The sequence below is a fragment of the Dickeya sp. MK7 genome (assembly GCF_000406305.1).
In the GTDB taxonomy this organism is placed as follows: Bacteria; Pseudomonadota; Gammaproteobacteria; order Enterobacterales; family Enterobacteriaceae; genus Dickeya; species Dickeya fangzhongdai.
Window position 1 is genome coordinate 4,427,114 of the sequence record NZ_CM001984.1, and the last position, 23,152, is coordinate 4,450,265.

Annotated in this window: 22 protein-coding genes; 5 read left to right on the top strand and 17 right to left on the bottom strand. The window is 56.4% G+C overall.

What is annotated here, in order from left to right; genetic code table 11:
* Positions 1-14: 14 nt before the first annotated feature.
* The 4 genes from slyD to kefG all read right to left on the bottom strand — a co-directional run bounded on the left by slyD (position 15) and on the right by kefG (position 3,376).
* Positions 15-599: a peptidylprolyl isomerase gene (slyD, locus tag DXXMK7_RS19215; protein WP_038920409.1), complete on the bottom strand. Its 585-nt coding sequence runs from the start codon at positions 597-599 to the stop codon at positions 15-17.
* Between the two features lie 143 nt (positions 600-742).
* Entirely contained in the window at positions 743-937 is a 195-nt protein-coding gene (locus tag DXXMK7_RS19220; protein WP_038920410.1) for a YheV family putative zinc ribbon protein, read from the bottom strand.
* Positions 938-1,015: 78 nt separating this feature from the next.
* Positions 1,016-2,821 carry a glutathione-regulated potassium-efflux system protein KefB gene (gene kefB / locus DXXMK7_RS19225; protein ID WP_038920411.1) on the bottom strand — a complete coding sequence of 602 codons (1,806 nt, stop codon included), beginning with the start codon at positions 2,819-2,821 and terminating at the stop codon, positions 1,016-1,018.
* Between the two features lie 3 nt (positions 2,822-2,824).
* Positions 2,825-3,376, bottom strand: coding sequence for a glutathione-regulated potassium-efflux system ancillary protein KefG (kefG, locus tag DXXMK7_RS19230; protein ID WP_038665004.1), 552 nt, complete (start codon positions 3,374-3,376; stop codon positions 2,825-2,827).
* A 124-nt stretch (positions 3,377-3,500) separates the two neighbouring features.
* Between kefG and DXXMK7_RS19235 the strand changes: the two genes are divergently transcribed.
* The gene (locus DXXMK7_RS19235; protein WP_038921147.1) at positions 3,501-5,420 is read left to right on the top strand and encodes an ABC transporter ATP-binding protein; all 1,920 of its coding nucleotides are present in this window, start codon (positions 3,501-3,503) and stop codon (positions 5,418-5,420) included.
* Positions 5,421-5,471: 51 nt separating this feature from the next.
* Here the strand turns inward: DXXMK7_RS19235 and DXXMK7_RS19240 are convergent, their stop codons facing one another.
* Positions 5,472-6,077 (bottom strand): LysE family translocator, encoded by a 606-nt coding sequence (locus DXXMK7_RS19240; RefSeq protein WP_038920412.1) that lies wholly within the window; start codon positions 6,075-6,077, stop codon positions 5,472-5,474.
* Between the two features lie 134 nt (positions 6,078-6,211).
* Between DXXMK7_RS19240 and DXXMK7_RS19245 the strand changes: the two genes are divergently transcribed.
* The 3 genes from DXXMK7_RS19245 to DXXMK7_RS19255 all read left to right on the top strand — a co-directional run bounded on the left by DXXMK7_RS19245 (position 6,212) and on the right by DXXMK7_RS19255 (position 8,421).
* Positions 6,212-7,210, top strand: coding sequence for a hydrolase (locus DXXMK7_RS19245; RefSeq protein ID WP_038920413.1), 999 nt, complete (start codon positions 6,212-6,214; stop codon positions 7,208-7,210).
* Positions 7,207-7,443: a YheU family protein gene (locus tag DXXMK7_RS19250; protein WP_038664995.1), complete on the top strand. Its 237-nt coding sequence runs from the start codon at positions 7,207-7,209 to the stop codon at positions 7,441-7,443. Before DXXMK7_RS19245 ends, DXXMK7_RS19250 begins: the two co-directional genes overlap by 4 nt.
* Before the next feature lie 108 nt (positions 7,444-7,551).
* Positions 7,552-8,421, top strand: coding sequence for a phosphoribulokinase (locus tag DXXMK7_RS19255; RefSeq protein ID WP_038920414.1), 870 nt, complete (start codon positions 7,552-7,554; stop codon positions 8,419-8,421).
* A 43-nt stretch (positions 8,422-8,464) separates the two neighbouring features.
* On the opposite strand, the gene DXXMK7_RS19260 is transcribed toward DXXMK7_RS19255, so the two are convergent.
* Positions 8,465-8,872 (bottom strand): OsmC family protein, encoded by a 408-nt coding sequence (locus tag DXXMK7_RS19260; RefSeq protein WP_038664988.1) that lies wholly within the window; start codon positions 8,870-8,872, stop codon positions 8,465-8,467.
* A gap of 329 nt (positions 8,873-9,201) precedes the next feature.
* Between DXXMK7_RS19260 and crp the strand changes: the two genes are divergently transcribed.
* Entirely contained in the window at positions 9,202-9,834 is a 633-nt protein-coding gene (crp, locus tag DXXMK7_RS19265) for a cAMP-activated global transcriptional regulator CRP (protein ID WP_012768072.1), read from the top strand.
* An 88-nt stretch (positions 9,835-9,922) separates the two neighbouring features.
* Here the strand turns inward: crp and DXXMK7_RS19270 are convergent, their stop codons facing one another.
* The 11 genes from DXXMK7_RS19270 to DXXMK7_RS19315 all read right to left on the bottom strand — a co-directional run bounded on the left by DXXMK7_RS19270 (position 9,923) and on the right by DXXMK7_RS19315 (position 22,748).
* Positions 9,923-11,146: an aspartate aminotransferase family protein gene (locus DXXMK7_RS19270; protein ID WP_038920415.1), complete on the bottom strand. Its 1,224-nt coding sequence runs from the start codon at positions 11,144-11,146 to the stop codon at positions 9,923-9,925.
* A gap of 186 nt (positions 11,147-11,332) precedes the next feature.
* Positions 11,333-11,908: an aminodeoxychorismate synthase component II gene (locus DXXMK7_RS19275; RefSeq protein WP_038664982.1), complete on the bottom strand. Its 576-nt coding sequence runs from the start codon at positions 11,906-11,908 to the stop codon at positions 11,333-11,335.
* 220 nt (positions 11,909-12,128) lie between these two features.
* Positions 12,129-13,334, bottom strand: coding sequence for a helix-turn-helix domain-containing protein (locus tag DXXMK7_RS19280; RefSeq protein WP_038920417.1), 1,206 nt, complete (start codon positions 13,332-13,334; stop codon positions 12,129-12,131).
* 458 nt (positions 13,335-13,792) lie between these two features.
* Positions 13,793-14,110: a helix-turn-helix transcriptional regulator gene (locus DXXMK7_RS19285; RefSeq protein ID WP_107760597.1), complete on the bottom strand. Its 318-nt coding sequence runs from the start codon at positions 14,108-14,110 to the stop codon at positions 13,793-13,795.
* Between the two features lie 264 nt (positions 14,111-14,374).
* Positions 14,375-14,524 (bottom strand): hypothetical protein, encoded by a 150-nt coding sequence (locus tag DXXMK7_RS22865; RefSeq protein WP_022635150.1) that lies wholly within the window; start codon positions 14,522-14,524, stop codon positions 14,375-14,377.
* Between the two features lie 107 nt (positions 14,525-14,631).
* Entirely contained in the window at positions 14,632-16,596 is a 1,965-nt protein-coding gene (locus DXXMK7_RS19290) for a PatA/PatG family cyanobactin maturation protease (RefSeq protein WP_038920419.1), read from the bottom strand.
* A gap of 485 nt (positions 16,597-17,081) precedes the next feature.
* Positions 17,082-17,708: a glycoside hydrolase family 19 protein gene (locus tag DXXMK7_RS19295; RefSeq protein WP_038920421.1), complete on the bottom strand. Its 627-nt coding sequence runs from the start codon at positions 17,706-17,708 to the stop codon at positions 17,082-17,084.
* A 211-nt stretch (positions 17,709-17,919) separates the two neighbouring features.
* On the bottom strand, positions 17,920-19,062 hold the full coding sequence (locus DXXMK7_RS19300; protein WP_038920422.1) for an MFS transporter: 1,143 nt from the start codon (positions 19,060-19,062) through the stop codon (positions 17,920-17,922).
* Positions 19,059-20,348: a PDC sensor domain-containing protein gene (locus DXXMK7_RS19305; RefSeq protein ID WP_038920423.1), complete on the bottom strand. Its 1,290-nt coding sequence runs from the start codon at positions 20,346-20,348 to the stop codon at positions 19,059-19,061. The genes DXXMK7_RS19300 and DXXMK7_RS19305 overlap by 4 nt, the downstream gene beginning before the upstream one ends.
* Positions 20,345-21,376, bottom strand: coding sequence for a gamma-aminobutyric-acid receptor subunit beta (locus DXXMK7_RS19310; RefSeq protein ID WP_038920424.1), 1,032 nt, complete (start codon positions 21,374-21,376; stop codon positions 20,345-20,347). Before DXXMK7_RS19310 ends, DXXMK7_RS19305 begins: the two co-directional genes overlap by 4 nt.
* Position 21,377: 1 nt before the next feature.
* The gene (locus DXXMK7_RS19315; protein ID WP_038920425.1) at positions 21,378-22,748 is read right to left on the bottom strand and encodes a pyridoxal-dependent decarboxylase; all 1,371 of its coding nucleotides are present in this window, start codon (positions 22,746-22,748) and stop codon (positions 21,378-21,380) included.
* Positions 22,749-23,152: the final 404 nt, after the last annotated feature.

Consider the following 23,152-nt stretch of genomic DNA (forward strand, 5'->3'; position numbering starts at 1 on the left):
CGGGGAAGGGCAAATCAGTGGTGGCAACCGCAGCCGCCGTTACCGCCGCAACCGCCTTTACCGTGGTCATGATCGTGGTCGTGATCATGACCGTGGCCGCCGCAGCAACCGTCGTGATCGTGGTCATGATCGTGCGCGCCGTGTACATGGCCGTGCGCCAGTTCTTCTTCCGTCGCTTCGCGGATAGCGACCACTTCCACGTTGAATTTCAGGTTCTGACCCGCCAGCATGTGGTTGCCGTCAACCACGACGTGATCGTCCTGCACTTCGGTGATTTCTACCGGCACCGGACCCTGATCGGTATCGGCCAGGAAACGCATGCCGACCTGCAGCTCGTCCACGCCGACAAACACGTCTTTCGGCACGCGCTGAACCAGATTGTCATCATATTCGCCGTAGGCATCGTTGGCGCCGACGCTGACGTCAAAACGCTCGCCCACATCGCGGCCTTCCAGCGCTTTTTCCAGACCGGAAATCAGCGAGCCGTGACCATGCAGATAGTCCAGCGGTGCGCTCACCGGAGACTCATCAACCAATACACCATCTTCCGTACGTACCTGATAGGCCAGGCTGACCACCAGGTCTTTTGCTACTTTCATGATATCTCCTAGCGTTGGAAATCGATTTTGCGCAAATTGTAGCGGAAAAACGTCCCCATGTACTGTCCGGGATAAAAAAACTGTCTGCGATAAACTATCCCGGCAAAGCTGGCCGGCAGCAATGACTTAAGGCTTGTGTCGCCCTATTCTGGGCGAAACATGCCGATGATTTCGCCGGCAGGCGGGGTGGCGGCTTTTGGCGGCGTTTCCGACTGGCTCTGCTGATAACCGCAGTGCACGCACACCACCACCTCATCGTCGCCCTCGCGCCCCACCGCCAGCGTATCCTGCGAGTGGCACTTCGGGCATACCGCCCCGGCAATAAAACGTTTCCGCATGGTTGCCCTCCGGCTCCCTTTCTTGATGTATCCTGATGGTCTGCGTTCGCGGCATACTGCGGTACGCCGCGAATGCGCCTAGTGTTCGTCCCAGTCGTCCGGTCGACGTCGCTCACGCAGCATTTCGCGCTCGAAGATATCCTCCAGCTCGCGGCGGGCTTCCTTAACGCGGGAAATCTGCGCCACATCGCCTTGGCGCTGCGGCATCAGTTCGCGCAGCATGCGCATGTCGAGCCGCCGGAAATGCTGTTGCGCCCGGTAAGCCTGATGGGGATGCATCCCTAATGAGATCAGCGTTTTGCGGCCCAGTTCCAGCGCGCTGGAGAAGGTTTCGCGCGAGAACTGCGTCACACCGACCTGCAAAAACTCGTGCGCCTCCACACGGCCGCGCGCACGGGCCAGAATTTCCAGGTGAGGGAAATGCTGCTGGCACAGATGCACGATGGTCATCGCGTCTTCCGGCTCATTACACGTAATCACGATGGACTGAGCCTGTGCCGCGCCGGCGGCGCGCAACAACTCCAGCTCGGTGGCGTCGCCGTAATAGACCTTGTAGCCGTAGCTGCGCATCAGGCTGACGGCGCTGATATCGCGCTCCAGCACGGTGATGCGCATTTTGTTGGCCATCAGCAAACGGGCGATCACCTGCCCGAAACGACCGAATCCCACCACGATCACCTGCGGCTCATCGTTTTCAACGTACGGCGTTTCGTCCGGCTCTTCCTGCGCATTGAAACGGCGCGCCAGAATACGGTCGATCAACTGCATCAGGATCGGCGTCACCATCATCGACAGGGTCACCGTCACCAGCAGCAGCGGCAATTGCGCCCCCTTCAGCACTTTGTGGGTGGCGGCGGAGGAAAACAGCACAAAAGCGAATTCACCGCCCTGACTCAACACCCCGGCGAACTGCAGGCGTTCGGAGGAACGCAGCCCATACAACCGCGCCAGCAGGTACAGGATAAACCCTTTCACCACCACCAGGATCGCCACGCCCGCCAACACCATCAGGATATTGGCGTACAGCACGCCGAGATTGAGCGACATCCCTACCGAAATGAAGAACAGTCCCAGCAACAGCCCTTTGAATGGCTCAATGGAAATTTCCAGTTCATGACGGTATTCGCTTTCCGCCAGCAGGACGCCGGCAATAAAGGTACCGAGCGCCATCGACAGCCCCAGCGCGTCCATGAACAGCGCGGAGCCCAGCACCAGCAACAGCGCGGCGGCGGTAAACACTTCCCGCACGCCCGAGGCGGCGATAAAACGGAACAGCGGACGCACCAGATAGCGGCCGCCGATCAACATGCCGCCGAACGCCACCACCTTCAGCACCACCTGACGCCAGTCATCCAGCTCGCCCTGCACGCCCGCCATCACCGGAATCAGCGCCAGCGCCGGGATCACCGCCAGGTCCTGAAACAGCAGCACGGAAAAGCCGAGCTGGCCGGACTCGTTGCGGTTCATGCCTTTTTCGCGCATCAGCTGCAGCGCGATGGCGGTGGAAGACATCGCTAGTCCAATACCGCCAATCAGCGCCGCCTGCCAGGAAAACTGGCTCAGATACAGCGCGCCGCCCAGCACCGCGGCGCTCAACAGCACCTGCGCCGCGCCGGTGCCGAAAATAGAACGCCGCAGCCGCCACAGCTTGGCCGGGTCCAGTTCCAGACCGATGATAAACATCAGGAACACCACGCCCAGCTCGGAAAAATGCAGGATGGCTTCCACATCACGAATGAAGCCTAACCCCCACGGACCGATGGCGATACCGGCCAGCAAATACCCCAGCACCGCGCCGATTCCCAAACGGGCGGCAATCGGCACCATCAACACGGCAACAAACAGAAACAGCACGCCGGCATTCAGCAAAGAAGAGGTTTCCATGTGCTAGGATTCTCCACGCGGAAATGGCGACGCCAGCCAGTCGCCATAGGCTCTGGCATGCTCTTGCAATACATCCGGCGGTAGGCGCCGGGCCCAGTAAATCACCAGCGGCGACAGCCAGTGCATGTGGCACATGGTCGCCGTCATTTCAAACGGTCTCAATACGTCATCCATCGTGTAACGATTCACACCCGAAGACCGGTAAGCGTCTTGCTGCTCGCCGGTCGTCACCACCGATCGCCAGTATTTTCCGGCAAGCGCATTACCGCCGACCCCGTTGGCAAAGCCGCGGGTCAGCACCCTATCCAGCCACTCTTTCAACAAAGCCGGGCAACTGTAGGTATAAAGCGGATGCTGAAACACGATCAGCTGATGCTCGCGCAGCAACTGCTGCTCATGATGAATATCGATAAAAAAATCAGGATAGTGCGCGTAAAGATCGTGCACGGTGACATGCCCGAGCTGGCGGGCGGATTGTAATAACAGCTTATTCGCGACCGAATCCTGGGATTCCGGATGGGCAAACAGCAGCAAAATTTTTGGTGGCTGCGACATCATTCCCCTCCAAAGCGTCGTCATTGCAGGTATTTTCGGCTACCATGCTGCGCAGCAATACAACAGGACACGGCAGTCCTGATACCCGATCGGTAATTTAACATATTTGAACATTTGGCGCGTTATGATTGTTTTCTCCTCCTTGCAAATTCGACGCGGTACCCGGGTACTGCTGGACAACGCCACCGCTACCGTCAACCCCGGCCAAAAAGTCGGCCTGGTCGGTAAAAACGGCTGTGGCAAATCAACCCTGTTGTCGTTGCTGAAAGGGGAAATCAGCGCCGACGGCGGCAGCGTAACCTTTCCGCAAAACTGGGCGCTGGCGTGGGTCAATCAGGAAACCCCGGCGCTGGCGCGATCGGCGATTGATTACGTGATCGACGGCGACCGCGAGTTCCGCCAGTTGGAAGCCGACCTGGACGCGGCGAATGCCCGCAACGACGGCAACGCCATCGCCACCCTGCACGGCAAGCTGGACGCCGTTCAGGCCTGGTCGATTCAGGCCCGCGCCGCCAGCCTGCTCAACGGGCTCGGCTTTCAGCAGGAACAGTTGCAACAGCCCGTCAGCGACTTCTCCGGCGGCTGGCGTATGCGCCTGAATCTGGCGCAGGCGCTGATTTGCCGTTCCGATTTACTGCTACTCGACGAGCCGACCAACCACTTGGATCTGGACGCGGTGATCTGGCTGGAGAAATGGCTGAAGAACTATCCCGGCACGCTGGTGCTGATCTCCCACGATCGGGATTTTCTCGACCCGATCGCCAACCGGATTCTGCATATCGAGCAGGAAACCCTGTTTGAATACACCGGTAACTACACCTCGTTCGAGCAGCAGCGCGCCACCCGCCTGTCTCAACAGCAGGCGATGTACCAGCATCAGCAGGAACGGGTCGCCCACCTGCAGCACTACATCGACCGTTTTCGTGCCAAAGCCAGCAAGGCCAAGCAGGCGCAAAGCCGTATCAAGATGCTGGAACGCATGGAGCTTATCGCCCCGGCCCACGTCGACAACCCATTCCGCTTCAGCTTCCGGGCGCCGGAAGCGTTGCCCAACCCGCTGTTGCGGATGGAAAAAGTCAGCGCGGGCTACGGTGACCGTCTGATTCTGGATTCCATCAAACTCAATCTGGTGCCCGGTTCGCGCATCGGGTTGCTCGGCCACAACGGCGCCGGGAAATCGACGCTCATCAAGCTGCTGGCGGGCGAGCTTCAGCCGTTCAGCGGCGACATCGGCCTGGCCAAAGGCGTGCGTCTCGGCTATTTCGCCCAGCATCAGTTGGAGTTCCTGCGTCCCGACGAGTCGCCGTTGCAGCACCTTGTCCGGCTGGCGGAACGGGAAACCGAGCAGCAGTTGCGCGACTACCTCGGCGGTTTTGATTTCCGGGGCGACAAGGTGACCGAGCCTACCGAGCGCTTTTCCGGCGGCGAGAAAGCACGGCTGGTGCTGGCGCTGATCGTCTGGCAGCGCCCCAACCTGCTGCTGCTCGACGAACCGACCAACCACCTGGATCTCGACATGCGTCAGGCGTTGACCGAGGCGTTGATCGACTTCGAAGGCGCGCTGGTCGTGGTGTCTCACGATCGTCACCTGATCCGATCCACCACCGACGATCTCTATCTGGTGCACGACCGCAAGGTCGAACCGTTTGACGGCGATCTGGAGGATTACCAGCAATGGCTGCTGGATGCGCAGAAGCAGGATAACGCAACGGAATCCGCCTCCAGAGACAACGCCGCCAACAGCGCTCAGTCGAGGAAGGATCAGAAACGGCGCGACGCCGAGTTACGCACGCTGACCCAACCGCTGCGTAAGCAGATTACCCAACTGGAACAACAGATGGAGAAACTGCAAACCGCGCTGACCGCAGTGGAAGAACGCCTGGCCGACAGCGCGCTTTATGACGTCAGCCGTAAAAGCGAACTGACCGAGTGCCTGCAAAAGCAAAGCGCGACGAAAGCGGATCTGGAAAACGCCGAAATGGCCTGGCTGGATGCGCAGGAGCAACTGGAGCAGTTGCTGCGCGACGCGGAAAGCCAGGGGTAAACACCCGACTTCACGCCCAAACGGCGGGCAACGCACGGCCCGCCGCACCCATCAATGCCAGATCATCAGCACGCAGGTCGCCGTCAGCAACCCCATCGCGAGATTGAAAATCTTCCAGGCGCGCGGGCTACGCAACAAGCGGCCGATCATCGCGCCGAATCCCAGCCAGATAACCCCAGCCACGAAATTGACGCACACCATCGCAATGCTGATAGCCACCACCGACCCTGCGTAACCGTCGCCTGCCAGGCTAAACCCCGCCACCGCGCCCAATGCCATCAGCCAGGCCTTCGGATTGAGGAATTGCAGCAACCCGCCCTGATACAGCGGTATCGGCGCCGACGGCGCGGTGTCGGTATCCAGTTTTTCATACGCCGCGGTGGCGATCTTCCACGATAACCATAGCAGATAGGCGCTGCCCAGCACCTTCAACGCCAGATGCAGCGACGGATAAAGCAGGATCACGCTCCCCAGCCCCAGCGCCACCAGCAGCAACATGCTTTGCATGCCGACCATGATGCCCAGCATCAACGGCATAGAACGCAATACGCCAAAATTGGCGGCGGAGGCGGTAAGTAGCATATTATTGGGGCCGGGCGTAATGGCGGCGACCCACAAGAAACCGAGCATTGAAAGAAACAGACTGAAGTGCTCCATGAAACGACAATCCTGTAACAGAAGGGACGTCACAACCTAGCAGCGTGATGTGATGCAGACAAGCTTTTCGCGATGCCGCTACAGGCATCGCCGCCACGGGCATCACGACACCTTTTCATCATGGCTTTCTGGTTATGAATAATTCTTCTCACCGTAGCGAGTGTTTTCAGCCCTTGCCGGGCGTGCGCAATCCCCATCTGCAGACTCTGCTGCCGCGCCTGCTTCGACGCCATCCGGCGCTGAAACCGGTCTGGCAGCGGCTGACTATGCCGGACGGGGATTTTGTCGATCTCGCCTGGAGCGAAACGCCGGCTCAGGCGAAACACAAACCTCGCGTGGTGCTGTTTCATGGTCTGGAGGGCAGTTTCCACAGCCCTTACGCCCACGGGTTGATGACCGCCTGCCAGCGGCGCGGCTGGCTGGCGGTGGTGATGCACTTTCGCGGTTGCGGCGGGCAGCCCAACCGTCTGCCGCGCGCCTATCACGCCGGCGAAACCGAAGACGCCCGCTATTTTCTGCACTGGCTGAACCAAACGCTGGGCGCCGCGCCCACGGCGGCGGTCGGGGTATCGCTGGGCGGCAACATGCTGGCTTGCCTGCTGAGCGGTCAGGACGCGCCCGGCACGCTGAACGCCGCGGCTATCGTCTCCGCGCCGTTGATGCTGGAGCCTTGCAGCCACCGTCTGGAGCACGGCTTTTCCCGGCTGTACCAGTCGTATCTGCTTAATCTGTTGCGCCGCAGCGCCCTGCGCAAGCTCTCCGCCTACCCCGGCAGCCTGCCGATTTCCGCCGAACGGCTACGTCAGGTACATCGCCTGCGGGAGTTTGACGACCTGGTGACGGCACAGCTGCATGGGTTTACCGGCGCGACGGACTACTACCGGCGCAGCAGCGCGCTGCCGCGGTTATCGCACATCCGCCAGCCGTTGTTGATCATTCAGGCCAAAGACGACCCGTTCATGACGCCGGCCGTGATCCCCGATACAACGCAATTGCCGGCCAACATCGACTACCAACTGACGGAATGCGGCGGCCATGTCGGCTTTGTCGGCGGGTCGTGGCGCAAACCCGAACTGTGGCTGGAACACCGTATTCCCGACTGGTTTACCCCTTATCTGGAGCAGAACGCATGATCATTCCCTGGCAAGAACTGGCGTCGGAAACGCTGCAAAACCTGATTGAATCGTTCGTCCTGCGCGAAGGGACCGACTACGGCGAGCAGGAGCGAACGCTGGATGAAAAAGTGGCCGATGTACGCCAGCAACTGGCGCAGGGCGACGTGGTGTTGGTCTGGTCTGAACTGCATGAAACCGTCAATATCATGCCCCGCAGTCAGCTCAGCAGCGGTGAACGGTATCAGCCCTGAATCAATCGCTTAAAAACGTAAATTGGCGTGTCACCGCGGTATAAACATGCTAACAATTATCAGATATCTCTGACCGGAGTTGGCACCATTCACCGGAGGTTGCACACCATGTCGCACCAGCATCCAATTATCGCGGTCACCGGCTCCAGCGGTGCGGGGACCACCACCACCAGTCTGGCGTTTCGCAAGATTTTCCAGCAACTGAATCTTCGCGCCGCGTTGGTGGATGGCGACAGCTATCACCGTTACACCCGGCCGGAAATGGATATGGCGATCCGCAAGGCGCGGGATTTGGGCCGCCACATCAGCTATTTCGGACCGGAAGCGAACGACTTCTGCCAGCTAGAACACTCCTTTATCGAATACGGCCACAGCGGCACCGGCCAGACCCGCAAATACCTGCACACTTACGACGAGGCGATTCCCTACAATCAGGTGCCGGGCACCTTCACCCCGTGGGAGCCGATGCCGGAACCGACCGATCTGTTGTTCTACGAAGGGTTGCACGGCGGCGTAGTCACCGACCAGCACGATGTGGCGCAGCATGTCGACCTGCTGGTCGGCGTGGTGCCGATCGTCAACCTGGAGTGGATTCAAAAGCTGGTGCGCGATATCAACGAGCGCGGTCACTCCCGCGAAGCGGTAATGGATTCCGTCGTACGTTCGATGGAAGATTACATCACCCACATCACTCCGCAGTTTTCCCGCACGCATATCAACTTTCAGCGCGTGCCGACGGTGGACACCTCCAACCCGTTTGCCGCCAAAGCCATTCCGTCGATGGACGAAAGTTTTGTGGTCATCCACTTTCAGGGGCTGGACCACATTGATTATCCCTACCTGCTGGCGATGCTGCAGGGTTCGTTCATTTCCCACATCAACACGCTGGTGGTGCCGGGCGGCAAAATGGGGCTGGCGATGGAGTTGATCATGATGCCGCTGGTGCAGCGGTTAGTAGAAGGTAATCATATTGATTAAGCGACGCGGCGGGCGGTGAAGTTAGCCGCCGCGTGCAGGCAATTCAGTCGAGCGCGATCACTTCGTGGCTGTGGGTAATCGTCACCGCCTTCTCCAGCATCAGCGCCACGGAGCAGTATTTCTCCGCCGACAGCGACACCGCGCGCTCTACCGCCTTGTCGTTCAGCCCCTTGCCGGTAACGATAAAGTGCAGGTTGATGGCGGTGAACAGGCGCGGCGCTTCCGCACGGCGTTCAGAGGTCAGACGCACTTCGCAGTCCGCCACATCATGACGGCCTTTCTGCAGGATAGACACCACATCAATGGCGCTGCACCCGCCTGCCGCCATCAGCACCATTTCCATCGGGCTGGGGGCTTTATCGCCGGCGTTACCGTCCATCAGCAACTGATGTCCGGACGCGGATTCGCCAAGAAACGTTAACCCTTCAACCCATTTCACCCGAGCCTGCATAAGTTTGCCCTCAATCAATTATTTTTGAAATTTTACACCGCTTATGTACAAAAAAGCCTGATAATCAGAGCTTAATCATGCTGAAGCGAGACAACACAAGACACTACACTCAACCTGTGTTACAAACGAAGAAGTAAACCGGTGTATGTTGAGCCTCTGCAAGACCCGCAGCCGGCTTACTGGCGTCATCCGATAGACAGCCTCAGTATATTTATTCCCTGACGTCATTCCGCCAGGACGGAATTGAATTATAACTATGTTATCACGCCGTACAGGGAACTCTGAGCCCTGTGATTTGCGCAGTGAATTACAACAGAGGATAACAGCGAATGGTTCTCGGCAAACCGCAAACAGACCCGACTCTCGAATGGTTCCTTTCTCATTGCCACATTCACAAGTACCCATCGAAGAGCACTCTGATTCATCAGGGTGAAAAAGCAGAGACGCTTTACTACATCGTGAAAGGCTCGGTTGCCGTGCTGATCAAGGATGAAGAAGGCAAGGAAATGATTCTTTCTTATCTGAATCAGGGCGATTTTATCGGCGAACTTGGCTTGTTCGAAGATGGGCAGGAACGCAGTGCGTGGGTCCGGGCGAAAACTGCCTGCGAAGTCGCTGAGATTTCCTATAAAAAATTCCGCCAGCTGATTCAGGTCAACCCGGATATTCTGATGCGGTTGTCCTCGCAGATGGCGCGCCGCCTGCAGGTGACCTCGCAGAAAGTCGGCAATCTGGCGTTCCTCGACGTTACCGGTCGTATCGCGCAAACCCTGCTCAACCTGGCCAAGCAGCCAGACGCCATGACCCACCCGGACGGCATGCAGATCAAGATCACCCGACAGGAGATCGGCCAGATTGTCGGCTGTTCCCGCGAAACCGTCGGTCGTATCCTGAAAATGCTGGAAGATCAGAACCTGATTTCCGCCCACGGTAAAACCATCGTGGTGTACGGCACCCGCTGATTATCATCCACCGGATCAACATCAGCCGGATCAAAAAGAGCGTGCCCAGGCACGCTCTTGTCGTTTTAGTGGAAAGAAAAATCGCGGCTTACGCGCCTTTCACCACCTGCGCCACTGCTTTTCCGAACAGCGCCATGCCTTGATCGATCTCTTCCGGGGTAATCACCAGCGACGGCACGAAGCGAATCACGTCCGGCCCCGCCACCAAAACCATCAACCCCAGATCCGCCGATGCCGCCAGGAAATCCCGGGCGCGGCCATGCCAGGCCGGTTTCAGCTGCGCGCCCAGCAGCAGCCCCATGCCGCGGATTTCGTCGAAAATATCGTACTGCGCGTTGATACTCTCCAGCGCGGACACAAAGCGCGCATGGCGATCCACCACTCCAGACAACACTTCCGGCGTATTGATCACATCCAGCGCCGCTTCCGCCACGGCGCAGGCCAACGGATTGCCGCCGTAAGTCGTGCCGTGGGTGCCGACCGCCATTACCGACGCGATCTCTTCCGTGGTCAGCATCGCGCTGATCGGGAAACCGCCGCCCAGCGCTTTGGCGGTGGTCAGAATGTCCGGCGTGATGCCGTAATGCATATAAGAGAACAGCTTGCCGCTGCGGCCCATGCCGCACTGCACTTCATCAAACACCAGCAGCGCCTGATACTGGTCGCACAGCTCGCGCACCCCTTTGAGGAACGCCGGCGTGGCAGGCGTGATGCCGCCTTCGCCCTGAATCGGCTCCAGCACCACCGCACAGGTGTGGTCATCCATCACCGCTTTTACCGCATCCAGATCGTTAAACGGCACGTGCACGATGTCCGCCGGTTTCGGGCCGAAACCATCGGCGTATTTCGGCTGGCCGCCGACGGAAACGGTGAACAGCGTACGACCGTGGAACGACTGATAAAACGAAATGATCTTGGTTTTGTACGGGCTGTGGCGGGTAATGGCGTAATGACGAGCCAGCTTGAATGCCGCTTCGTTGGCTTCCGCGCCGGAGTTGGCGAAAAAGACGCGGTCGGCAAAGGTCGCATTAATCAGTTTGGTGGCCAAACGCAGCGCCGGTTCGTTAGTGAACACGTTGCTGGTGTGCCACAGGGTTTCGCCCTGCTCTTTCAACGCCGCCACCAGCGCCGGATGGCAGTGCCCCAGCGCCGTCACCGCGATGCCGCCGGAGAAATCGATATATTCCTTGCCCTGCTGATCCCAGACACGGCTCCCTTTGCCTTTTACCGGCACAAACTGCGCGGGTGCATAAACCGGAAGAATTACCTTATCGTAAGTATCCCGTGTTACTGCTGCTTTCTCTGTCGCCATTTGCTGCCCCGTTGTGATATCCGTGGTTTTCGAGTGAAAATATAGTCATTAAATATGCATAAAAAATCAAAAATACGCAATCATTAATCCGACATGCCCTAAATAGGAAGGGCCTGGTAATAACGCCGGCACACCTGCAACGTGAAGCATGACGGGTATAAAGCCGGATTTGCTCCCACTATCCCTCTATAAATCAAGGAAATTCTTCAGTAGCTGATGCCCCTGCTGGCTGAGAATGCTTTCTGGGTGGAACTGCACGCCTTCCAGCGGCAACGAGCGGTGGCGTACCCCCATGATCTCATCCATTCCGGCGTCGTTCTCGGTCCAGGCGGTTACCTCAAAACAATCAGGCAGCGAATCCTGTTCCAGAATCAGCGAGTGATAACGGGTGACGGTCAACGGGTTTGCCAGCCCGGCGAACACGCCGCGGCCGGTGTGCCGCACCGGCGAGGTTTTGCCGTGCATCACCTGACGGGCGCGCACCACCCGTGCGCCAAATGCCTGCCCCAGCGCCTGATGCCCCAGGCACACCCCCAAAATCGGCAGCGTGCCGGCAAAATGGCGGATAGCCGCCAGCGAAATCCCGGCTTCATCCGGCGTACAAGGGCCGGGGGAAATCACCAGTCGTTGCGGCGATAACCGCTCGATGTCCGCCAAAGTCAGCGCATCATTACGCCTGACCAGCACCTCCGCCCCCAACTCGCAAAAATACTGGTACAGGTTGTAGGTAAAGGAGTCGTAGTTGTCGATAAGTAGCAACATATCTTTATCTATCAGCGGGTGAATGGCGTTACGCTCGTCGTAGACATCATACCTAACACAGCATGATGAAGAAGGAATGATGTCGAGTCTGAAGAGTTAAGACACGGTTGTCCAGATGCACATCTGAAACAGCCGGAGAAGGAAATAAATAAATGTGCGCCAATCCTGGGGAAAACCCGGCCATGCCATGACCGGGGACGTTAAGAAAGGGCGTCGGCTGTCACCCGGTTTCATCACGCAGCACCACCGGGTTGAATTTTTTCCGAAACTCGATGGGCGTAACGCCGGTATAGCGTTTGAACATCTTCTCAAAATGGCTCAGGTCGCCATAGCCGCAATCCAGGTAGAGATTGGTGATCCGGCTCATGGGGTGGCATTCCAGCCGCTGACAGGCATAGAAAATGCGGGTCTGATTCAGAATCTGCTTAAACGACAGCCGGAGGCTGTGCTTGAGCAGATAGGAGAGATGCGACGGGCTGATGTGGGAATTTTCCGCCAGCTCAATCAACGTTACTTCCTGCTGGAAATGCTCGCCCAGATACAGCAGCGCTTTGATCACCGACGGGTGAAACTGTTGCAGGGCGTCCTGATCGCGGCTGAGCACCGCATCGCATAATGAACGGTTGATCCGCTGCCGCTCGCCTGACGGCGCTTGCCCCGTTCGGGCCACGATTTGCGGCAGAATACTACTGGCCTGCGACAGGCCGATCTCGGCGTCGTCGCTGAGCATCAACAGCCGGGCGATACTGTGCCACAGTTGCCGCACATTGCCGGGCCAGTCGTAATGATGCAGGTGAAACAGCACCTCAGGATGCAATGTCTGCCGGATTGACTGACGGTACGCCTGCCAGGCGGCATGAACCAGTTCGGCGATATCCTGCGTTCGGCCTTTCAGGGCCGGTACTGACAGCGACTGGCAGCCAAACGCCGACACCAGTTGAGCAGCGGGCTGCGCCGACGACGCGCTGTTCTCCGCCGGCGCCGCAATCAGCCCGAACACCAGCCGTAGCTCGCTCCGCCTGGCATGTTCTACCCGAAGCAACGCCAGAGCCTTCTGCTGCTGCTGTTCGGTCAGCGTATCAAAACCAGGAATGCACAAGGTTAGCCGACGATCGTCGGGAATAGCGGCGAGTGCCTCCTCCAGCCGTTTCGTTGGATCGCCCTCGCCGCTCAGTTCGACATAGCGCCCCTGCAACGCCTGAAGTCTGGCGCGAATATAGCCGGTAATCTCAGACAGGTCTGCGCCCGGCTCGCCAGAAAGCAAAATGGGTCTACCGGATAACATCAACCGATCGATTCGGTCACGCAGTACCGAAGGCAAAAAGATAAATTCCGGGATATGTCGCCCCACCGAATAGCCCATGAGGGGTATTTTTTCGGCAGGAATACTTTTTAATTTACCAGGTAGTATATTTTCTGTTTTCACGGGAAAATCCTTTATTCAACTCCTGCCAGTGCACATTTCACAATATCCCCGTCATGTTTCAAGCTGCAGGTGCGTTGGTTTTCCTGCAGTCAAATTAGTTGAGGTAATAAAATGCGCCCCTTCATAAGAAATGGCGTGACTTCTGCAACACGCCCTTCTCATTTAAACCGCTATTTCGACAATCAAAATGAATCCGTAGATTCTGTCGACAGACTCTCTGGACAAACCCTGGTAAAAATAATGTAAATCCCTTTACTGATTTTTTACTCATTATCACCGTTGTATCGGGATAAAAATAAATGCATTCCCTGCCGGTATTAAAATCAGCCGAATAAATATTCGGCGCTATTGTATCGCTGAATAGGCCATTACTTTATTCTTATGCAACCACTCTTATCACAATGATAAAAACGGCATCATTCTTAAAACCATTAAAATATTATTTTCTATATCTACAATCAGATTTTATTCGCATCACGTAGAACCAGCATCTGATATAAATCAGCAAACAAAAATGCGATATATTTATACTCATCAGAATTAAAATCACAGGATGCGGGATCATGTGACTGCAGCACGAGGTTCTCCTCGGTGACATCAAAGAATTTTGCAAATTTATACAACGTTTGTCTGGAGATCGGCTTGCCTAACTCCGCTCTTTTTATTGTAGAGATAGAGATATAACACTTTGATTCAAGGCTTTGTTCTGACAGTTCCTCCTGACTTAATTTTTTTTTAACCTGAGGTCTTTGATCACTGCTGTGTTCACCATAAATCCGTTGTTAGACATACATTCCCCTTTGCAATCAAAATCAATACACCTTTTCATGGTTTCATTTCCAAATACCAGACCACACTCACGACAGATTGATATTTACGCACACCAACCACAATAAAGCATACCAATTAGTTATGATGTAAATTCACCTAACCTAATATCCCCTGATTTTGACAACACAATTAACACCAGACTACATTTAATTATTTATTTTTATTATGAATAAATGGTGCATGACCATTCGGTCATGCACCATTACTGATTAGCTCAGTACGCCGGACAGCGCGCCCTGGCCTGCTTTTTTCAGCAGATTCAGCGCCTGGCCCCAGAAGGCCGGGTTAACGCCGGACGCTTTGGCTTCGGCAACACGGTTAGCGCGATTAACATTCTGTGCTTGGGTTGGAAGTTTCATGGTTATTTCTCCTTGAGTGTATTTGCATTACGTTTTGGGGATATCCCCAGGTTAATGCCACCGACTGGCGGCAAAGCTGAAAAACGGTATGGTTCGGCAGGCCGATATTAATAGGCATGCCAGCTGCGCAGCGTACCGATGGTGACCGGCATGACATCGCTGACGTCAATGGTGTAGCGATACAGTTTGCGTGCGGCGGTGAGGCGTTCTTTCGGGTTGAAGAATTCCAGCACCACGTCCCAGCAATCGGATTCCGGACGGCTGACCGGGCTGCGTTCCGCGCCGATCTTGTTCAGGAATAACCCTTCGCCGAAAGCGTCGTCGAAGATTTCCTTCATCTGATAAGCGTTGGTGGCCGCATAGTTAATGGCGCGCTCATTCGACTCGTAACCCCGGTTACGCAGTTCGTAATAAATGCGGTTGATGAAGTTGACCAGTTCCTTGGATTTCGGCGTGCCGACGGCGCTTTCCCCCATCAGCATCTTGGAAATATCCTGGGATTCCCAGTTGAACATGCCGCGTAATACCGGGCTGATGGTGGGGATCACCTGGCCGTTGAACAAACGAGTTTCGCCGCTGATAATCCCGGCGATGGAAACGCGCTCCACGCCTTTGGTTTCCTGTTCGTACAGGAACTCCACCAAACGGGCATATTCCAGCACCGCGAACTGAGCATCCGGTTTAATGGCATAAACCGGAATGCCGTCAATTTTCAGCGTCCAGATAAGCGCGTTGGATTGTTCCGCATTATCACCGGTATTCAAGTGCTCAGCCATTTGCACCGGGTCAAACGGGTAACCGCTTTTATTTCCCATCACCTGGGTAAAATAATCCAGCCGCGCTTCGGTACCGAAGTCATAGCCGACCTGGCCGATGACAAAGATCTTTTCCTGATCGCGGACCGTGCGCGCATCCAGCAGCGAGGATTGCGGCATAACCCGCCGGGCCGGAGCATGGACATAGTGATTGGCTGCCGGATCGCTGATTTTCGATAACGACAGGCCGGCGGCGCGCGACGGGGCGCTCGCTTCCGGGCTCAGGCTGGAAGGCGCCAGCACCTCATCGTCATCCAGCTCAATATCCTGAATGTCCTGCTGGGCGTCGATAATCGAGGGAACCAGCAGCTCCACGGCGGCGGGTTCAACCATTTTCTCTTCAGTTGACATGGTGGTGATCCTTTTTGGTGGTTGGTGATAGAATTCCTGTGCTATTTGCCGGAATAATTTCTGAATATTTAATCGGTATACAACAGACTCCCGATTACCTGCCGTTGACAACACGAGTGGGGTGGCTGTGTTAAACAGCACGTCCCGAATCATTTTTGACGCACGACGATCGTTTGCTACATTCATCGCCCTCATGATTAATGCCGAGACTGCCGACACCACCGGGGCAGAAAAACTGCTACCAGATACAACAGACAGATCATAATTCGGCGTAGCAACAGGGATTGATACACCAGATGCCAGCAACATTTTCTTTCTCAGCTTCACCCCGTAATTATTAAATGAGGCGGGCAATCCCTCTTTATCACAAGCGCCGACGGCTAAAACAAAATCCATCGACGCCGGTAATGACTCACTATTACGGCCTTCATTACCGACAGCTGCGATAACCAATACGCCTTCTTTTTCGCAATCGTCGACAGCTTTGCGTAATTCATCCGTTCCCTGGCCATTAACCGATAATGACGCACCGCTAACGTTGATAATATTGCACCCCTTTAAACGAGCATCACGAATGGCTTTCGCCAGCGTACGCTCAGAGCAGCCATGAATATTTCCCCACTCGTCTTCATGAAAGACGGGAATACTCAAAATGGTTGCCGCCGGTGCGATGCCAACACCCTTTCCACCGATAATACTGCCCACAGCAGTACCGTGTGAGGTGCTTTTATTTGTCTGCACAGAAAGGCATTCAATATTTAAATGATTTAATATCGGATGCTGGCAATCAATGGCGCCATCAATAATACCGATTTTTATTCCTTCTCCATTTATCCCCAATTGCTGTAAATCAGAAAGTGGGTTATTCAATAATGCATTATGAGTGTTCGACGGGTGCATCATCATTCTCTTTCCTGAATATGGAATTTAAAATCCCCAGTGTTTGTATACCATTCCGTTTGCAAGAGAATAACAACCGTGATTATCGCACAAGTTATCAGCAATCATTCCGGTTATATTTTCTTTCGCTCTGGAACTGGCGCAGAACATTCACACAGAAAATACGGTATTTCTCAATAAATGCTCGTCATCGTTTTATTGTTTAAAAACGTTCTGACAAGTTGAGCATTTATCTTAGGCTAATAAATTTATAGTAGCCTTACTTAAAAAATATTTTGGTATCACTTTAGTATCAGTTTTATCAGTTCTATGTAGCTCAGTAGGTTACATAGAACTGATAAATAAAATACTGAACGTTTATTGAATGACGATCTCCTTTGTAAAACGGATAATTATTCGTTCCGGCGCGGCGAATGCCTGTTTCTGATAAAACCGGAGCTGCCTGCAACCCCGGAATTCCCGCTTACCAGACTGGAACCGCCGGCCGCTTCTCAACCAAAAGCGCGCTTGGCTTTTGCCAGATAGTCCTTACGGTCTGCCAGACCATTAAGGCCGCCATTAATCCGACGGGTAATGCCATTGACGTCATCCTGATCGGCCAGCGCGTTCAGTCCGTTCTTTTTCCAGAACCAGATCGCCGCCGCCACCGACACCGACGGGTTCTGGCTGATCAAATCCGGGTTCGTCACCAAATCCTGGCCGATGGCGCTCCCGCAGGTGCGGTAATTGTCACGCCCCGTCAGCTGAATCAACCCCCGGCCGCGGTACTTCCAGCCGTCTCCCGTTTCCGTCGCGCCGTTGCCCAGCCGGTTGGCGTAAACAATGTTGGCGATCGGCTCCGGTTTGCGCTCACACTGCGCGGCCATCTCATCGGTGGTGAAATAGCGCCCAAACACCGAACGCAGCCCTTTGGCGCTGTAGTTCAAATTCTCCACCCGCGCACGCAGTTCATTACTTTCATGTGCGATCTGGGCGACAAAGTGCGCAAAACGTAGCGGGGTGTTGATCTCCGCCGCATTGCACTCCTGCTGCAACGCGGGCTGGAACAGCGCGAGGTCGTCCGCACTGGCCGCCGTCATTACCTTTTTTAATTTTTCCTGGCTGATTTCAAGAGTCATCGGGTTTCCTCCTCAATTGCTTGACGCAGTCAGTTTGCAGAGGAAACACGCTCCCTCTCTTGGGTAAACATCGGCAAAAAGCAGGGGAACATGCAGTAAACCCGGAGAAAATAAGGACATGATGAGCCAACCCCCGGCAATACGCCGGGGATCGGGAAGAAAAACACCGCGGGCAATGCCCGTACGGTGCGGGCTCATTGAGAAGAGACGTTTATTGAAAAGGCGTCTGGTGTTCGACCAGTTCCCACACCAAATAGCAGAGAAACGCACAACCTACCGCTACCAGCACCATCGTCATGCCTTCCGGCCCCATACGGTCCATCATGAAGCCGATGCCAATCAGACCGGCGATGCCGCCTAGTGAATCCATCATGGTGTAGCTCATGTTGGCGGACATCTGCTGCTGTGGATGAAAGCGATCGCCGATCAGCGACAGGCCGATGCTGTAAACGCCGCCCATACTACCGCCCCAGATATACAGCAGCACCAGCGTAGCGCCGTAATCGGCATACACCGCCAGCGCCAGAAATACCGCGCAAACCACCGAACAGAAAATGCAGAACACCACGATCCACTGCCGGTTTACCCAATCCGACAGCAGGCTGACCAGCATCCCGAGCGTGACGCTGCCCAGCATGAACATGGTCATCAGCAACGACGCCCGCTCCTCCGTCAGCCCGTCGCTGATGCCATACAGCGTCAGGAAGTTGGGCAGGCCGTAGAAACTGACGCCGCCGACCAGCGCGGACACCAGAATGGCGCGGGCATGGCGGCAGACAAAGCGAAAACGCACCGCGGACACCGTTCCCGACAGTGGATTGATGTGGGCGATCCACACCAGCAGCAGCGCGCTCAGGCTGAGCAGCGCGGTCAGCCAGAACCGCTGCGACATGGAGACCTGCGTCAGTTGCAGCAATACCGGTCCCAGCGCCACCCCCAGCGACAGCGCGGCGGAAAACAATCCCATGATGATGCCGCGCCGTCGCAACGGCAGTTGATTCAGCCAGGTCTGCAACAGGATCAACTGCATCCCGGTACACAGACCGTATCCCAGAATGCTGACCAGCCAGCCGGGGTAAAATTGTTGCCACGCCATACTGGCGCACAGGCTGGCGCGCAATAGCACCAGCAGCAGCGTCGACCACATCAACCCCATCCGCTGGATGATGCGGCTCAGGCGCTGGTGGAACAACAGCACGCCAATGATTTCGCAGGCCATCGCCACGCCGATCCACAGATTATTATGGCCCTGCAGGTTCATCAGCACCGGAATGGTGACGTAATTGATGCCGGAAACCAGTTGGATCAGGAAGGTCTGCACGATTAACAGTATCGGTAGTAAACGCGGCATCATAGCGCCTCCGGATATTTAGGCACTCGCCAGCTCAGCAACAACTGGCCGCGCGTCACCTGACGGATCGTCACCTGCGCGGATTCCGCCTCCGCCTGCCAGCGCAGAAAACGCCGCCACCAGTCCGGCTCCTCAGTCACAGCGCCGTTCGGCTCGCCGCACCGCGTTAGCCGGACATCCAGCACCCAATACAGCAACGCCTCTTCCCTCTGGCTGACCTCAATCGTCAGCGGTTGCTGCGCCAGTTGCCGCCACAGTTGAAAGCTCTGCAGCCAGAAACGGTGACAACAGTCTGGCGAAAAATGCGCCTCCAGCGCTTCAGTCGACGCAATCGCCAACACCGAATCCGGGCAGGGAAGCAGCGACGGCGCCGCATTGCGCCACCACTCGCTCAGGCTTGCCTGCTGTGCCTGCTCGCCTCCCGACAGCCAAGGTTCGGCAGCCGTTGCCGCCAGATACGCCGGCGGCCGGTCATGGTCGCCGCCGCGCAGGAACAGCAGCGGCAGCGGCCAGTCATACAATCGCTCCAGTTGCGAAGGCGACGTGGCGTGCAGCAGCGCGCTGTAGGCCTGTTCGCGGCTTGCCAGTTGCACCCGGACCTGCTGGCTGCTGCGCCGCATCCACCACACCGCCAGCCCGACAACCAGCCCGAGAAACAGAATGGTGCTGATTGCCTTGCGAAATACCTGATTGAGCGCTTCCAGCCGCTGATAAAAGCTCGATAGCTCCAGATCCATCGCCAGTACGCCGCGAAACTCGCCTTGCTGGTCATAAAAAGGCGCGTAGGCGCTGATGAAAGAGCCCCACTCGTCCCGATACGGCTGGTCCGACACCGCGGCTTTGTGCTGCCGCAATGCGTCCACCAGTTCCGACGGCGCGTTGTCATACACCTGCATCAACGCCGGAGGCAGGTCCGGCAGGCCGTCGCCATCGTTGTCGTTCTGCGGGCTGGGGTTCACCACAAACCGTACCTTGTCCTGATCCAGCACCGTGGTATAGATGTAGCGCACATCCTGCGATGCCTGACGAATGCGTTCCAGTTGCACCGCCAGTTGCTGATAAACCGGATCATCGCGCACGGTGCGCGCGGTAATGTCCTGATGCCGATCGCCGGACAGGGTGGAGGCCGCCGCCCGCACGTTCGACAACAACCCGATTTTGATCTCCTGTTCCAGCGTACTGATCGACTTGTGGTAGACCATGTAGGTAGAGAATCCCAGCAGCCCGATAAAGATCAGGCTGGCGAACAGCGCTTCCGCCAGCGCCGCCCGTGAAGGTGAAGCGCTCATAGCGTAATCCCCCGTATAATCAGCACGCCGCCAATCGCCAGAAACCCGAGAGGAAAGGCCAGGCGGCAGCGGTGTATCAACAGATCGTCTTCCACGCCGTTCGCCTGACGGTGGTGGGCGAAAATAATCAGCAGGATCGCCGCGAAAATGCTGCCATACCCGGCGATGATCATCTGGTCGATGACCGTGGTGTAAGGCAGACGCGGCAGAATATTGCTGGTGTAAAACGCATAGGCCACTACCGTCAGCATCAGAGTGAACGAGGTTTGCAGTCGCTCGGAGAAAGACTCCAGCCAGAACACGCTCCAGGACGCAGCAATAATCAACCCCAGCGGCAGAATAAAACTCCACAGGTAGTACGACGGGTTGCGCACGGCGTCTATCCGTACCGTAATGCGGGAGAACTCGTTCTGATTGGGCTGTACGCTGCTCAGGTGGTCGTAACGAATATCGCTGATGTGGGTAGAGGCTTTGCCCCGAATCCACCATTCGTCGATCTCTTCGTTATCAATATTTTCGGTGTAGACCTGTATGTCGCTGAACCGCAGCTGCTGGTTGTTATAGGAAAAAGGCTCCAGTTCCAGCACGAACTGTTGACGATCAAACGGAAACAGCCGGAAGTCCATGTCATTGCTGAATGAGCCGAGAAAGCGGGCGTTATAAATGACCCGCCCGTCGGGAAACAGCATCAGGCGTTTATTGCCGGTGTCCGGGCTGCCTACCACGTTGATGAATTCCAGCGCCGGCACCCATAATCCGTTATTGATCCACCGCTCGATCTGGTTATTTTCGACAATCAATGGCTTATCGCCCGGCGTTTTGCGCGGTTTTCCGGTCCATTGCGCCACGATGTAGCCATCGACCTTGTAGGTCTGCTCCAGCGTGTTCACGCCATAGATCTTATTGATAAAAATGCTCACACTCACATCCACCGGGCGGGCATCCGCCGCGCTATCCGCCGGCGCGGACCACGCCGGCAACCCCATAAGCAACAAAACAAGCCCGCAGCATGACCACAGAATCCGCATCTCACACCTCCCCGGCCGATGGAAAAGCGCCTGGCTGACCCAGCGCCCACAACAGGTTGTCCACCAGCGCCCGATGGCAATGCGGCAGCACCACCAGATGGCAGAAGAGCGCAGGCTTGCCCTGCACCATCAGTTGTTCGCTGGACAACGAGAAACGCTCGATGATGGATGGACTGGGCGCGCTGAACTGCACCATCAGCGAGCCGCTGAGTAACGGTTGCAGAAACAGTCGTTCCCGGCCAGGATCAAGCCGTTCAAATAGGTACCGAAGTTGCTGGTGAGCGTAGCGCTGTATGTCGTGACAGCGGCGGATCATCTCCCGCTGCCCCTGTTCGCCGAGGCGACACAGTTGGTTCCACAACACCACCGCGGACAGGCCGGGGCGCGAACCGGATAAGGTCGAGTCTCCGCTGCCGATATAATTCGGGCGGCTGAGCGCCACCGCGCGATACGGCGCCGACAGCATCACCACGCCGCACGGCCACGGCATGCTCAGCCATTTGTACGGGCTGGCGCAGATGGAGTGCAGCGACGCCGCCTGCGCATCAATCGCCAGTTGGCGCCCTTCCGGTTCCGGCCAGAACGGCAGATAACTGGACGACAGCGCGCCATCCACATGCACCCAGTAACTGCGCTGCTGCGGCGTATTGGGCGGCAGGCGCTGCCGTAGTTGCGTGGTAATCTGCGGCCAGTCGTCGCAGGAACCGCTGAAGGTGGTGCCGCTGGTCAGGCAGACAATCACCGGCCGCCGGTAGCGATAAAAAAACATCACCAGTTGCAGCAGGCTCTCCACATCGATTCGCCCGGCGTCGTCGCACGGTACCGCTCGCGGCCACACGCCGGCGTTGATTGGGCAACGCCCCAGCGTCGGCCCGGCTTCGGCAGGCGTCGCCAGTTGCAATACCCGGCAGGCTTTCGCCAGCGAATAGTGGCTGTGGTCGGAATACAGCACCACCGGCGCGTAACGCGCATGCGTCATGGCCGGCCAGTGCGTGGTAGCCGCGCCACACAGAAAATCGCGCGCATTCCACAGCGCGAACAGATTGCCTTCGGTCGACCCCATCGCGGTCAGGTATCCCCAGTACGGCGACGGCAGGTTCCACAGCCGGGCGTAATAATCCAGCACCGCCCGTTCAAAACGCTTGCTGTTAACCTGATAGGCGCCGGGCTCCATGCTGTCTCCCAGATTCAGCAGATTCATGTCCAGCAACGGGCGCAATCCGGCGTCGAACTCTCCCTGTTGGTTGGTCTGAAACCCGGCGAAATGTCGCCGCTGCTCCTCCATACGCGCGGTGTAGGTCCGCAAAATTCGCCTTCGCACCACATCGTGCATCCCTTCGGACAAAATTGTTAATTCATCAATTGGTTGCATATCCTCTCCGTCTGCTCATTTCAGCGATAAAAGCAGGGTAAGGAATCGCCCGGTTAGCGAGCGCGGCTGTTCAGCGTGGAAATACGGCGAAATGCGGGAGAGAGAAGGCAGACGTCAGCAACAAGGTCAACCGGCGAGCCATCCAGAACGCCAGTGACCGATTTCACAGTTCATGCCAAACCAAAACCATGAGCATGACTAAACAATCATTCCCCCTTTCATTATGGGAACACGTTAGCGTGAGCCTGCTCAAAACTATTAAAAGATCTCTTCGATCCAGATAATGAAATGGCATTTCAATTATTGAATTGTGCGATTTTTACACTAAAAATGAGTCTGGCTGCCGGCATACTTTGATTTCTCTTACCAATGCATGCCGACTCCACCCTCAATACGGGCGAAGG